At 73.9% G+C, this 13,085-nt stretch carries 9 protein-coding genes; 6 read left to right on the top strand and 3 right to left on the bottom strand.

Features of this window, described 5'->3' with window-relative positions; translation table 11 throughout:
• Nucleotides 1–222 precede the first annotated feature (222 nt).
• On the top strand, nt 223–1,242 hold the full coding sequence (locus tag AWW66_RS09430) for a GNAT family N-acetyltransferase (protein ID WP_067362828.1): 1,020 nt from the start codon (nt 223–225) through the stop codon (nt 1,240–1,242).
• Between the two features lie 52 nt (nt 1,243–1,294).
• Nucleotides 1,295–2,968, top strand: coding sequence for a phenylacetic acid degradation protein PaaN (gene paaN / locus AWW66_RS09425; protein WP_211271893.1), 1,674 nt, complete (start codon nt 1,295–1,297; stop codon nt 2,966–2,968).
• Between the two features lie 109 nt (nt 2,969–3,077).
• Here the strand turns inward: paaN and AWW66_RS09420 are convergent, their stop codons facing one another.
• The gene (locus AWW66_RS09420; protein ID WP_067362823.1) at nt 3,078–3,710 is read right to left on the bottom strand and encodes a GNAT family N-acetyltransferase; all 633 of its coding nucleotides are present in this window, start codon (nt 3,708–3,710) and stop codon (nt 3,078–3,080) included.
• Nucleotides 3,711–3,934: 224 nt separating this feature from the next.
• Here AWW66_RS09420 and AWW66_RS09415 point away from each other — a divergent pair, with 224 nt between their 5' ends.
• The 3 genes from AWW66_RS09415 to groL all read left to right on the top strand — a co-directional run bounded on the left by AWW66_RS09415 (nt 3,935) and on the right by groL (nt 7,837).
• Complete coding sequence (locus tag AWW66_RS09415) at nt 3,935–4,138, top strand: cold-shock protein (protein WP_007073263.1); 204 nt, start codon at nt 3,935–3,937, stop codon at nt 4,136–4,138.
• Between the two features lie 944 nt (nt 4,139–5,082).
• Nucleotides 5,083–5,943, top strand: a complete 861-nt coding sequence (locus AWW66_RS35195) for a hypothetical protein (protein WP_245648079.1) — start codon at nt 5,083–5,085, stop codon at nt 5,941–5,943.
• 271 nt (nt 5,944–6,214) lie between these two features.
• Nucleotides 6,215–7,837 (top strand): chaperonin GroEL, encoded by a 1,623-nt coding sequence (gene groL, locus AWW66_RS09405; RefSeq protein WP_067362820.1) that lies wholly within the window; start codon nt 6,215–6,217, stop codon nt 7,835–7,837.
• A gap of 174 nt (nt 7,838–8,011) precedes the next feature.
• Here the strand turns inward: groL and AWW66_RS09400 are convergent, their stop codons facing one another.
• Entirely contained in the window at nt 8,012–8,257 is a 246-nt protein-coding gene (locus AWW66_RS09400; RefSeq protein ID WP_067362818.1) for a hypothetical protein, read from the bottom strand.
• 167 nt (nt 8,258–8,424) lie between these two features.
• The gene (locus tag AWW66_RS09395; protein ID WP_425413272.1) at nt 8,425–10,857 is read right to left on the bottom strand and encodes a S8 family serine peptidase; all 2,433 of its coding nucleotides are present in this window, start codon (nt 10,855–10,857) and stop codon (nt 8,425–8,427) included.
• Between the two features lie 389 nt (nt 10,858–11,246).
• Between AWW66_RS09395 and AWW66_RS09390 the strand changes: the two genes are divergently transcribed.
• Nucleotides 11,247–13,079 carry a glycerol-3-phosphate dehydrogenase/oxidase gene (locus AWW66_RS09390; RefSeq protein WP_067362815.1) on the top strand — a complete coding sequence of 611 codons (1,833 nt, stop codon included), beginning with the start codon at nt 11,247–11,249 and terminating at the stop codon, nt 13,077–13,079.
• Nucleotides 13,080–13,085 lie beyond the last annotated feature (6 nt).

Genomic DNA, 13,085 nt, shown 5'->3' with positions numbered 1-13,085 from the left:
AGCGTTTTGCCCTCTGTATGAGAAACCTGCCGCCGAGGACTTGACGTCCCGAATCAGACGGCGCAAGATGCTCCGTGCGGGAGGGCGTTTCGCCGAAGACTTTCTAAGTTCTTACGACCCAACGCCGGAGGCGTTGTGCGATCGTCCCTCCCGACCAACCTCCTTCGGGCCAGCGGTGAAAATCGCTGGCCCGAAGTTCTTTCCGGGCGCACGCTCGCGGACATGGCCATCACCATCACCCCGATCCGCGCCGACGACCCGGCGGCGATCGACGAGGCGTACCGGATCGCCGTGGCCGCCGTGGCGGCGGACATCCCGGACTTCCCGCCGCTGTGCCCGAAGCGGTTCACCGGGAACATCCGCCATCCGTTGCCGGCTCGAGTGCCGATCTGGGCGCTGGCCCGGCTCGACGGCGTCCCCGCCGGGTACCTCGCCCTCGACCTGTACCTGATCGACAACACCGACGGTTCCGGCCTGGACCTGATGGTCCATCCGGCGTACCGGCGGCGCGGCGTCGGGCGGGCGCTGCACGAGTACGCCGTGCGGCTGCTGCGCGAGCGGGGCCGCAAGTGGTCGTTGTCCTCGGTCGTCAGCACGTTGCCGGGTGGGGCGCCCCGGCCGGAGGCCGGAACCGCCTTCGCCACCGCGATGGGGGCGGTCGCGGCGCTGCCCGAGGTGCGGCGTCGGCTCGACGTCACCCGGCTCGACCAGGGGGCGCTCGACGCCGCCCTGGCCGAGGCCCGGGACCGGGCGACCGGGTACCGGGTCGTCCACTGGCAGCAGCACACCCCGCCGGAGTACCTGGCGGACATCGCGTACCTGGACGGGCGGCTGCTGATGGACGCGCCCCTCGGCGACCTGGTCCTGGAGCCGCAGGTGGTGGACGCCGAGCGGATCCGGGGCACCGAGCGGGCGCTGGACGCCCGGGGCCGGCGGCGGTACCACCACGGGGCGCTGCACGTCGACAGCGGCCGGGTGGTCGCCTGGACGACGCTGGACCTGGGCGTCTCCCCGTCCTGGCACGCCTTCCAGCAGATCACCATCGTGGACCCGGAGCACCGGGGCCGCCGGCTCGGGCTCCTCGTCAAGGTCGAGAACCTGCGGTACACGCTCGCGCACGAACCCGGGCTCCGCGCCGTCGACACCTTCAACGCCGCCGCCAACGAGTACATGATCGCCGTCAACGAGCGGTTGGGCTTCCGCCCCGTCGACGCCTGGGCCGATTGGCAGCAGACCATCTGAGTTGTGACACGGCTCTACTGAAAGCGCCACCATCTGTTGCATGATGGCGGGCATGACGGAGACCCCGCACCCCCTGTACGACCGGCACGCCGAGACCCTCAACCGGGCGCTGGCCGCGATCACCGAGCGTGGTTACTGGTCCGCGTACCCCGAGTCGCCCAGCCCCCGGGTGTACGGCGAGACCGCCGCCGCCGACGGGAAGGCGGCCTTCGAGGCGTACCTCGACGGCGACTTCCCGCTCGACCAGCCCGGCACCGACGACCGGGTCGCCACCGAGGCGAGCCCGTTCGGCCTGAAGCTCGGGGTGCGGTACCCGCACGCCGGGGCGGACGCCCTGGTCGCCGCCGCCTCGGCCGCGCTGCCCGGCTGGCGCGACGCCGGCCCGCAGGCCCGGGTGGGGGTCTGCCTGGAGATCCTCGACCGGCTGCACAAGCACGTCTTCGAGCTGGCCAACGCGGTGCAGTTCACCACCGGCCAGGCCTTCGTGATGGCCTTCCAGGCCGGCGGCGCGCACGCCCTGGACCGGGCGCTGGAGGCGCTGGCCTACGGGTACGCCGAAATGACCCGGCACCCGGGGACCGCCGGCTGGGAGAAGGCCGCCGGCAAGGGCGAGCCGCTGCGGATGACCAAGACGTTCCACGTGGTGCCGCGCGGGGTGGCCCTGGTGGTCGGCTGCAACACCTTCCCGACCTGGAACTCGTACCCCGGTCTCTTCGCCTCGCTGGTCACCGGCAACCCGGTGGTCGTCAAGCCGCACCCCCGCGCGGTGCTGCCGCTGGCCATCACCGTGCGCTACGCCCGCGAGGTCCTCGCCGAGGCCGGCTTCGACCCCAACCTGATCCTGCTCGCCCCGGAGGCCCCGGGCGAGAAGCTCGCCTCCACCCTGGCCCTGCACCCGGCCGTGAAGATCGTCGACTTCACCGGCTCCACCGAGTACGGCGACTGGCTGGAGGCGAACGCCCGGCAGGCGGCCGTCTACACCGAGAAGGCCGGGCTGAACACGGTCGTGGTCGACTCCACCGACGACTTCGCCGGGATGTGCCGCAACCTCGGCTTCACGCTGAGCCTGTACAGCGGGCAGATGTGCACCACCTCGCAGAACATCCTCATCCCGGCCGGCGGCATCGCCACCGACCAGGGGCACAAGAGCTTCGACGAGGTGGCCGCCGGCATCGCCGGAGCCGTCGGCAAGCTGACCGCCGACCCGGCCCGGGGGGTCGAGTTCACCGGCGCGATCGTCAACGACGGGGTGCTGGCCCGCCTCGCCGAGGTGACCGGCGTCGGCGAGACGGTGCTGGAGTCCCGGGCCGTCGAGCACCCCGCCTTCCCCGACGCGGTGGTACGGACGCCGACCATCGTCAAGCTCCCCGCCGACGCCACCGACACGTACTCACAGGAGTGGTTCGGGCCGATCTCGTTCGTGATCGCCACCGACTCGACCGCGCACAGCCTGGAGATCCTGAAGGCCACGGTGGGGGAGAAGGGCGCGCTGACCGCCGCCGTCTACGCCACCGACGAGGCCGTGCTGGACGCCGCCGAGGCCGCCGCGATCGAGGTCGGGGTGCACCTGTCCGCCAACCTGACCGGCGGCGTCTTCGTCAACCAGTCGGCGGCCTTCTCCGACTTCCACGGCAGCGGCGCCAACCCGGCCGCCAACGCCGCCCTCACCGACGGCGCGTACGTCGCCAACCGCTTCCGCATCGTCCAGAGCCGCCGCCCCGCCTGACGTGTAAGGAAGGGCCCCTTGTTAACGCTTTCGGTAGAGGAAGGGGCCCCTCCTAACACCCGGAGGGTGCCGGGCTGGGCGGGCGCGTGAGGCGTCGGCGTCGGCGTGGTCAGGCGGTGCGGCGCAACTGCATCTCGGTCAGCGCCGGGATCGTCGGGTGGGGCACCCGTACCCCGGTGTCGGTGAAGCCCAGCCGCCGGTAGGCCCGCACCGCCCGGTCGTTGCCGACCACCACCTCCAGCATCAGTTCCGGCCGGCCGCACTCGCGCGACCAGGCCGCCACCCCCTCGATCAGGTCGGCGAGCACGCCGGTGCCGCGCCAGGCCGGCGTGACGTAGACGGCGAAGACCACCGTCACGTCGGGCTCGCCCGGCAGTACCGTGCCACCGGCGTGCCCGACGAGCCGGCGGCGCTCGGGAAGCCGGAGGGGACGGTCGCCGGGACCGGACGGTACGCCGCCGTGGCCGGGTCCGTCCGGGCGGCGGGCCGGGGTGGGCCCGGCCGGATGGTCGGCGGGGGTGGCGACGAACTGGGCGGTGCCCCAGCCGGTCGAGCAGGCCGCCACCCGGGCCGCGTACTCGTCGTGCGGGCGGGCCGCCGCATCGGCCAGCGTCTCCAGAAAGGCCAACGGCGAGTCGGCGAGCATCTCCAGGCGCAACGCCCGCATCCGGGCCGCGTCGGGTGGACGGATCCGGCGGACGGTGGCCCGGCGCGGGCCGTCAGTGGCCGGGAGGCTCTTCATGTCGGCATACATACCGTAGCGACGTGGGCCGATGCGATTCGGGTTGATGATCGACCCAATGCGCCCGTTTTGTGGTCGTGCGCCATCGTCACGCCTCGTGTACCGTGCGATTTCGGTCGCCTATTTCGACGGTCGTTATCGGCCCCGGGAAACGGTGGTCCGGACGCTCGGCCGTGTCCGGCGTCCGAGGTTGTTGAGCGCCGCGCAGAGTGAGGAAGTGCACCGTGGCACAGGGCACCGTGAAGTGGTTCAACGCCGAGAAGGGCTACGGCTTCATCGCCGTCGACGGCGGTCAGGACGTCTTCGTTCACTTCTCCGCCATCGAGATGGACGGTTACAAGGCGTTGGACGACGGCCAGCGGGTGGAGTTCGAGATCGCCCAAGGGCAGAAGGGTCCGCAGGCCGAGCGGGTACGCGTCGTCGCCTGAGTGCCGCCGCCGGCGTCGCCGGCACGCCCTCCGTCGGCGGTGGACGGGGATCCGTCACCCTGCGGGGGATGCGTGTCCGGCGCTCGCCGGGGAGGATCATGAGCCGTTCCAGCCGTTGTCGCTGAGGAGGACTCATGACCGACCGACCGCCATCGGGCCCACCCGCACCCGACTCCGGTGACCCGGCCGCGCCCGGTCCGGACCCACAGCGGCAGCAGGAGGCTGCGGACCAGTCCGGCTCGGGCTCGGCGGATCTGCCGCCATCCGACGGTTCGCCCGCCGGGCCGGCCACGCCAGGCTCACCGGCTCCACCGGCTCCACCGGCTCCACCGGGAAGCGGTCCGGGTGCCGGGAACGGTCCGGAGACCGGGGACGGTCCGAGGGGCGAGAGCGGTTCGGGGGCCGAGGGTGGTCCGGGGGCCGAGAGCGGTTCGGGGGGTACGGCCTCCTGGGGCAACCCGTACGCCGCCGGGTCCTGGGGCGGCCAGTCCGGCGCGGGCGCGTGGGGCGGGCAGCCCGGCACGGGCGCCGGGGGCGAGCAGGCGGGCCCGGGTTCGTGGGGCGGTCAGTCCGGGACGGATCCGGCGGGTACGGCTCAGCCGGGCTGGGGACCGGGCGGGCAGCCAGCCGCCCATGGCCTCCCACCCGCTCAGGGTCTGCCACCCGCCCAGGGTCTTCCGCTCACCCCCGGATTCCCGCCGGGCCAGGGTGCTCCGCCCGTCGGCGGTCACCCCGCTGGTGCGCCCTCCGGTGCCGGGCCGGCGGCCGGCTACCCGCCGTACGGCGGGAACCCACCGGGCCAGCCGCCCGGCGGTCAACCCTATCCGGGTCAGCCGTACCCGGGTCAGCCCTATCCGGGGCAGCCGTACCCAGGTCAGCCATACCCGTTCCAGCCCTACCCGGGGCAGGCGTACCCGGGGTACCCGGGGCAGGCGTGGCCGGGGGTGGGCGAGGGCTGGAACCCGGCGGACCCGTTGGTCAACCCGCCGGGGGCGGGCGTGGGGGCGTGGTGGGCGCGCTGTGTCGGGGCGCTCCGCCGGGGCTGGCAGGTGCTGGTACCCCTGATGGTGCTCACCCAGGTCCTGCCGGCGCTGCTCGTCACGGTGCTGTCGCTGGTGCTCGGCCCGTACTTCGGGTTGGCGGAGCCGCCGATCGACAGCGACCCGACCGCGTTCCCGGAGGACTTCTTCTCCGGGCTGTTCCTCTTCGTCACCACGATCTTCGCCGTCACCGTGCTGGTCGGGCTGGTCCAGGGCGTGGGCTGGGCGGGCGGTAGTTGGGTGATCGCCCGGCAGGCGGCCGGCGAACCGGTGAGCCTCGCCGAGGCGATGCGGTACGGCCTGCGGCGGGCCCTCGGGGTCTGGGGGTGGAGCCTGCTGGTCGGCCTGCTGGTCATGATCGGGATCTGCTTCTGCATCCTGCCCGGGATCTACCTCGCCGCCGCGCTGAGCATGGCCGGGCCGGTGTACGTCTTCGAGCGCCACAACCCGATCGGCCGCTCGTTCCGGATGTTCCACGACCGGCTGGGGCTGCTCCTCGGCCGGCTGGCGCTGGTTGTGGTGATCGTCATCGGGGTCGGACTGGTGGCCGACGTGCTGGAGACGGTGGCGCTGCTGCCCTTCGGCGACGCGCCGCTGGCCGCGACGGGTACCGCCCTGGGCGCCCTGCTGGCGGTGACCGTGCTGTCGGTGCTGAGCCTGCCCGGCTACCTCGCCCAACTGGTCGGCCTCGTCGTGACGTACGCGGAACAGCGGATCCACGAGGGCCCGGTGGACAGCGCCCGACTGGCTGCGGAACTGGGCTGACCGACGGCATCGTGCTTGCACTCGGCATGGGAGAGTGCTAAACAAGGTATTGGCACTCGCGGTACGCGAGTGCCAATGGTCGGGGCGGTGGGGTCACGATCGTGCGCCGTTGGAGACGGTGGACGGGACGTGACCGGTCGTCGCGGGCTATCCGGCCCGGCCGACGGATGTCGCTGTCACGTGGCGGCGACGTCCCAAGGTGCGTACACCAGACGGCCCATCCGGGACACACACTCGGGTGGCCCGTGAGTGTCCAGGAGGACAACGCCGTATGGCCAAGATTATCGCGTTCGACGAGGAGGCTCGCCGCGGTCTCGAGCGGGGCATGAACCAGCTCGCCGACGCCGTCAAGGTGACCCTCGGCCCCAAGGGCCGCAACGTCGTGCTCGAGAAGAAGTGGGGCGCCCCCACCATCACCAACGATGGTGTGAGCATCGCCAAGGAGATCGAGCTCGAGGACCCCTACGAGAAGATCGGCGCCGAGCTGGTCAAGGAGGTCGCGAAGAAGACCGACGACGTCGCCGGTGACGGCACGACGACGGCGACCGTCCTGGCCCAGGCCCTGGTCCGTGAGGGCCTGCGGAACGTGGCCGCTGGCGCGAACCCGATGGCCCTGAAGCGGGGCATCGAGGCCGCGGTCGCGAACGTCTCGGAGGAGCTGTCCAAGCTCGCCAAGGACGTCGAGACCAAGGAGCAGATCGCCTCCACCGCCTCCATCTCCGCTGGTGACACCAGCGTCGGCGAGATCATCGCCGAGGCGATGGACAAGGTCGGCAAGGAAGGCGTCATCACCGTCGAGGAGAGCAACACCTTCGGGCTGGAGCTGGAGCTCACCGAGGGTATGCGCTTCGACAAGGGCTACATCTCGGCCTACTTCATGACCGACCCGGAGCGTATGGAGGCCGTCTTCGACGACCCGTACATCCTGATCGCGAACAGCAAGATCTCCTCGGTCAAGGACCTGCTCCCGATCCTGGAGAAGGTCATGCAGTCGGGCAAGCCGCTGCTGATCATCGCCGAGGACCTGGAGGGCGAGGCCCTGGCCACCCTGGTGGTCAACAAGGTCCGGGGCACCTTCAAGTCGGTCGCCGTCAAGGCGCCGGGCTTCGGTGACCGCCGCAAGGCCATGCTGACCGACATCGCCATCCTCACCGGTGGCCAGGTCATCAGCGAGGAGGTCGGCCTCAAGCTGGACGCCGTCGGCCTGGAGATGCTGGGCCGCGCCCGCAAGGTCGTGGTGACCAAGGACGAGACCACCATCGTCGACGGTGCCGGCGACGCCGAGCAGATCCAGGGCCGGGTGAACCAGATCCGGGCCGAGATCGACAAGAGCGACTCCGACTACGACCGGGAGAAGCTGCAGGAGCGGCTGGCCAAGCTGGCCGGTGGCGTTGCGGTGATCAAGGTCGGCGCGGCCACCGAGGTCGAGCTGAAGGAGCGCAAGCACCGCATCGAGGACGCCGTCCGCAACGCGAAGGCCGCCGTCGAGGAGGGCATCGTCCCGGGTGGTGGCGTCGCGCTGGTGCAGGCCGGCAAGACCGCCTTCGACAAGCTGGACCTGGCCGGCGACGAGGCGACCGGCGCGCAGATCGTCAAGATCGCGCTGGACGCCCCGCTGCGGCAGATCGCCGTCAACGCCGGCCTGGAGGGCGGTGTGGTCGTCGAGCGCGTCCGTAACCTGGAGGCCGGTCACGGCCTCAACGCCGCCACCGGCGAGTACGTCGACCTGCTGGCCGCGGGCATCATCGACCCGGCCAAGGTGACCCGCTCGGCGCTGCAGAACGCCTCGTCGATCGCGGCGCTCTTCCTCACCACCGAGGCCGTCGTGGCGGACAAGCCGGAGAAGGCCCCGGCCGCCCCGGCTGCCCCGGGCGGCGGGGAGATGGACTTCTGAGTCCGGTTCCCATCGAACGCTGAAAGGGCGGGCCGCGTCAGCGGTCCGCCCTTTCGGTTGTCTGCCCCGACGGTGTCTGCCCCGACGGTGTCTGCCCCGGCCCGGCGGCTCCGATCCGCACGGCCCGCCCGGCCACCGCGTGCGGGTCCGCCGGGTCGGCTCAGGTGTGGCGGCTCAGGTGGGCAGGGGCCGTTGGTTGCGTCGCTTCTGCGGCCGGCCGTACGGCGGGTGGATCCGGATCGGCTCGTCCACCAGTTCCAGCGGTTCCTCGGCCGGGGAGTCCCCGGCACCGGTCATCTCGACCAGTTGCTCGGCGTCACCGGGGTCGAGCCGGTCGAACGGCAGTGGGCCGGGGAGATCGCCGACCGGTACCCAGGCGACAGGCTGGACATCCTCGGTCTGTTCGTCGTCCGTGGTCATCGCTGCCTCCTCTACCGAAACGGTAGGGGGCGCCGATGGTCACCGCCGGTGAACGGCGCTATGAGGATCTATGTCCCATTCATGCCTGTCCGGCCCAGGCTGCCGGTGGCGTCCCGCGCGTCGCGGCGCAGCCCTGCACGTCGACGCTCAGCCCCGGGCGTCGGCGCTCAGCCCTGGGCGGCCCGGACCGCCGCGTACGCGTCGACCAGACCGGCGCCGCTGACGGCGGCGTCGCCCCCGCAGGTGTCGGAGGTCGGTCGGGCCGGGGTGGCCGTGTCGCGCAGGATCCGCCGGGTCCGGTCGAGGTCACCGACCAGGGCGGGGTTCGCCGACCACATCAGCGCCACCACGCCGGCCACCTGCGGGGTGGCCATCGAGGTGCCGTCCAGGGTGGCGTACCCGCCGCCGGGCATCGCGGAGAGGATCCCCGCGCCCGGCGCGACCAGGTCCGGCTTGGCCACGCCGCGTGGCACCGACCCCCGGCTGGAGAAGTCCGTCACCTGGCGTTGCCGGTCCACCGCCCCGACGGTCAGCACGTCCGGGTACGTCGCCGGCGGGTCCTGGATCGAGTCGCAGTACGGGCCGGTGTTGCCGGCGGCGGCGACCACGAAGATGCCGGCCGCCTCCAGGGCCGCGGTGGCCGGTCGGAGCGCCCCCGGATCGCAGCCCTCGATGGGCGGGCAGCCCCACGAGTTGGTCAGCACCTGCGGGGCGCGTGCCGGCCGGCCGTCGGTGAACGGGTCACCCCCGACCGGGAACGGGGCCAGCATGAACTGGAGGCAGTCCAGGTACCGGGCCGGGTTGCCGAGGTTCCGGTCGAGGTTGACGCAGCCGGTCCACTGGGCACCCGGGGCCACCCCGATGCCGCCCCCACCGACCGCGCTGCCGAGCGTGTGGGTACCGTGCCCGCTGCGGTCGCCGGGCGTGCGGGACTGCTCCCACGGGTCGTACCAGGAGTCCGCGCCGCCCCGGAACCCGCCCGCGAGCGCCGGGTGGGCACCGTCCACCCCGGAGTCGGAGGTGCCCACCACCACGCCGGAGCCGGTCACGCCGAGTTCGGACCACACCCGGTCGGCGCCGATCAGCGAGATGTTCCAGGCCGGCCCGGTGGGCGGGGGCTGGTCGCCGTGGCTGACCGGAGGCGGGGCGGGCAACGGCCGCAGGCGCTGGCTGACCAGTACCCGCGCCACCTCGGGCCGGCGGGACAACCAGGCGCGCACCCCCGGCCCGCCGTCCGTCTCGATCGCGTTGACCAGGTAGTACGGGGTGTGGTCCAGCCGCAGCCGGGTCAGGTCCCGGCGCAGCCCGGCCTGGCTCCGGTCGGCGGTGGCGACCAGCCGCCGGTGCACCTCGGCGACGCGGGCGTCCCGCCCGGCGGGGCCGGGCGCGCCGGCCGGGATCCCGGTCAGGTCCGCCTGCTCGCGCAACACCACGAAGAGCCGTTCACCGTGCAGCCCGGGTTGCCCCGCGCCGAGGCCGACCAGCGCCACGGCGGCCAGCACGACGAGCGCGGTCACCCCGGCCACCCGCCGGGAGGGCACCGGCCCGCGCGACCGGCCGAGCCCGACGCCGTACCCGATGGCGAGCAGCACCGCGACGGCGAGCCCGGCAGCGGTCGCCACCGCCACCCAGAACGGCAGGTCGCGGGAGCCGACCAGGAGCAGGGTGATCTCCTCCGGGTCGGTCGAAGCCAGCGGCCCGAGCGCGCCGAGCCCGACCAGCCAGCGCACCGGGGCCCGGCCGGCGGGCCGGCCGGTGCGCAGCGCCGCCGCGTGCAGCGCGGCCAGCACGAAGCCGACCGGCGGCAGCGTCCACAGTGCCGGTAGCTGACTGCCGCTCTGCCCGGTGCCGGCGGCGACCAGCAGCAGCGTCACCCCGGCGACCAGCCCGCCGACCAGCACCAGCCGGGCCGGCCGGGGCGGTGCGCCGACGGTGAACCGGCCCCAGAACGTGGCGTCGAGCAGCACCCCGGCCAGTGCGCCGACAGCGGCGGCGGCCAGCCCGGCGAGCACCGTCTCCAGCAGCCCGCCGAGTGCCCCCACCCAGACCCACGGCGCGAGCAGGAGCAGCCCCGCCGCCACCGCGAGCAGGGTGACCGCCGACGGACGCCGCCACCCCGCGCCGCCCGTCCCCTCGGGCCGGCCCACCCCGTCGGGTCCGCTCACCCGGTCGGCTCCGCTCACCCCGTCGGGTCCGCTCACCCCGTCGGCTCCGGCGGTAGCGTCGGGTCCGGTACCGGGAGCCTCGGCCGGGTCGATGGCCGCACGGGCGCGGCGCAGCAGCCGCCCCGCGACGAGCGCGAGCAGCGCGGCGGTGCCGGCCAGGGCGGCCAGGTACGCCTCGTGGTGCACCGGCGGCAGGGCCCGGAGCAGGAGCAACGCGCCGAGGGCGAGGAGGCCGGCGAGCCAGGTCCGCCCGGTGGTCCGGACCGCCGCCGAGCGGGGCAGGAGAGCGATCAGCAGGGTGGGCGTACCGAGGAGGACGAGGGTGCCCAGGGCGAGGCCCGGCCAGAGCCCGGCCACCCGGTGCAGCCCGGTGGCCAGCAGCACCTGGTCGACGAGCCACCCGGCGCCCTGACTGACCACCACGAACCCGACGATCCAGACGCCGACCAGCGCGGCGGCCACCACCGGCCACGGACCGGGCCGCTGCGGCCCGGGGCCGGGATACAGCGGGGGGCCGGAGGACCCGGGCGGGCCGGGGAAACCGGTCGGGCCGGGAAAACCGGGGTGACCGGGGTATCCGGTCGGCGGCCCGGGAGAACCGGTCGGCGGCCCGGGAAAACCGGCCGTCCCGGAAGGTCCGGGAGGCGGGCCGGACACGCCGGGCGGCGGGCCGGGGGGACCGGCGGAGGGCTCGGCGGGCCTGGTGAGCCCGGGTGGTCCCGGTACGGGGTCGCCTGCGGGAGGTGGAGAGCCGGCCGCCATGCCCCGACAGTACGGGTCCGGTGGCACATGCCGCCGGCCGGCCACAGCGTTACCGTGGACGGGTGCGTGACCCCAATGTCTCCCGCGCCCTCGCCGGTCAACTCTCCCCGCAGCGCCGCGCCGCCGACCTGCGCCGCCTCCGGGCCGAGCGCTTCGACGTGCTGGTCATCGGCGGTGGCGTCACCGGGGCGGGCGCGGCGCTGGACGCCGCCTCCCGGGGGCTGAAGGTCGCCCTGGTCGAGGCCCGGGACCACGCCGCCGGCACCTCCAGCCGGTCCAGCAAACTGATCCACGGCGGCCTGCGCTACCTGGAACAGTTGGAGTTCCACCTGGTGCACGAGGCGCTGACCGAGCGCGGACTGCTCGCCACCCGGCTCGCGCCGCACCTGGTCCGCCCGGTGCCGATCCTGGTCCCGCTCCCCGCCGGGCAGGGTCCGCGCAGCCTGCCCGCCCGCGCCTGGCGGCGGGCCTACTACGGTGTCGGCGTGGCGGCGTACGACGCCTTCGCCGGGCTCTTCGGCGGCGGCCGGGGGATGCCGCTGCACCGGCACCTGACCCGGGAGGGGGCGCGACGGGTCTTCCCCAGCCTCCGGGCCGACGTGCTGGCCGGCGCGATCCGGTACCACGACGGGCAGGTCGACGACGCCCGGCTGGTGGTGACCCTGGCCCGGACGGCGGCCAGCATGGGCGCCACCGTGGTCACCAGCGCCCGCGCGGTCGGGCTGATCCGGCAGGCCCGGGAGGTCACCGGGGTCCGGGTCCGCGACCTGGAGGCGCCGGCCGGCTCACCCGAGGCCGAGTTCGAGGTACGTGCCCGGACCGTCATCGCCGCCACCGGCGTGTGGAGCGACGACATGTCGCGGATGCTCAACGACGTGGGGCTGCGCCCCGGTATCCGGGTACGGGCGTCGAAGGGGGTGCACCTGGTGGTGCCCCGCTCGGCGATCACCGGCGAGGCGGGGCTGATCCTGCGCACGCCGACCTCGGTGCTCTTCGTCATCCCGTGGGGCGGGCACTGGATCATCGGCACCACCGACACCGACTGGCGGCTGGACCGGTCCCACCCGGCCGCCTCCGCCCGGGACATCGCGTACCTGCTGGAGCAGGTCAACACGGTGCTGGAACGGCCGCTGACCACGGACGACATCGAGGGCGTCTACGCCGGGCTGCGGCCGTTGCTGGCCGGCGAGGCGGACTCCACCTCCAAACTGTCCCGCGAGCACGCCGTCTTCGAGCCGATGCTCGGGCTGCTGCTGGTCGCCGGGGGCAAGTACACGACGTACCGGGTGATGGCCGCCGACGTGGTGGACCGGGCCGCCCGCCGCCTCGGCGGGGTACGCCCGTCGCGCACCGCCGACCTGCCGCTGCTCGGCGCGGACGGGTACGCGGCGATGTGGCGGGACCGGGCCGACCTGGCCCGCCGGCACGGCGTACCGGTCGGGGTGCTGGAGCACCTGCTGGAGCGGTACGGCACCCTCACCCTGGAACTGCTCGCCCTGGTGGAGGCCGATCCGCTGCTGGCCTCCCCGCTGGCCGGCGCCCCGGAGTACCTCGCCGCCGAGGTGACGTACGCGGCCCGCGCCGAGGGGGCGCTGCACCTGGAGGACGTGCTGACCCGGCGTACCCGGATCTCCTTCGAGACCACGCACCGCGGCCTGGAGTCGGCCGAGCACGCCGCCGAGCTGATGGGTGCGGTGCTGGGCTGGGACGCGGCGACCCGGGCCCGCGAGGTGGCCCACTACCGGGCCCGGGTGGAGGCGGAGCGGCAGTCGCAGACGATGCCGGACGACGCCACCGCCGACGCGGCCCGGCTCGGCGCACCGGACGTGCGGGGCTTCGCCGCCGACCGGGGCGGCGACGGGGACCACGCCGGAATCCCCTCCCCGTCCCGCTGACCGCCG

The sequence above is a fragment of the Micromonospora rosaria genome (genome assembly GCF_001567585.1).
GTDB lineage: Bacteria > Actinomycetota > Actinomycetes > Mycobacteriales > Micromonosporaceae > Micromonospora > Micromonospora rosaria.
The sequence above is the reverse complement of the archived record's forward strand: the minus strand, read 5'-3'. Positions and strand labels throughout refer to the sequence as shown.

Bases quoted from the DNA above. Each gene is read 5' to 3' on its own strand.
- AWW66_RS09430 (WP_067362828.1), top strand. From the start codon at position 223: ATGGCCATCACCATCACCCCGATCCGCGCCGACGACCCGGCGGCGATC.
- paaN (WP_211271893.1), top strand. From the start codon at position 1,295: ATGACGGAGACCCCGCACCCCCTGTACGACCGGCACGCCGAGACCCTC.
- AWW66_RS09420 (WP_067362823.1), bottom strand. From the start codon at position 3,710: ATGAAGAGCCTCCCGGCCACTGACGGCCCGCGCCGGGCCACCGTCCGC.
- groL (WP_067362820.1), top strand. From the start codon at position 6,215: ATGGCCAAGATTATCGCGTTCGACGAGGAGGCTCGCCGCGGTCTCGAG.
- AWW66_RS09400 (WP_067362818.1), bottom strand. From the start codon at position 8,257: ATGACCACGGACGACGAACAGACCGAGGATGTCCAGCCTGTCGCCTGG.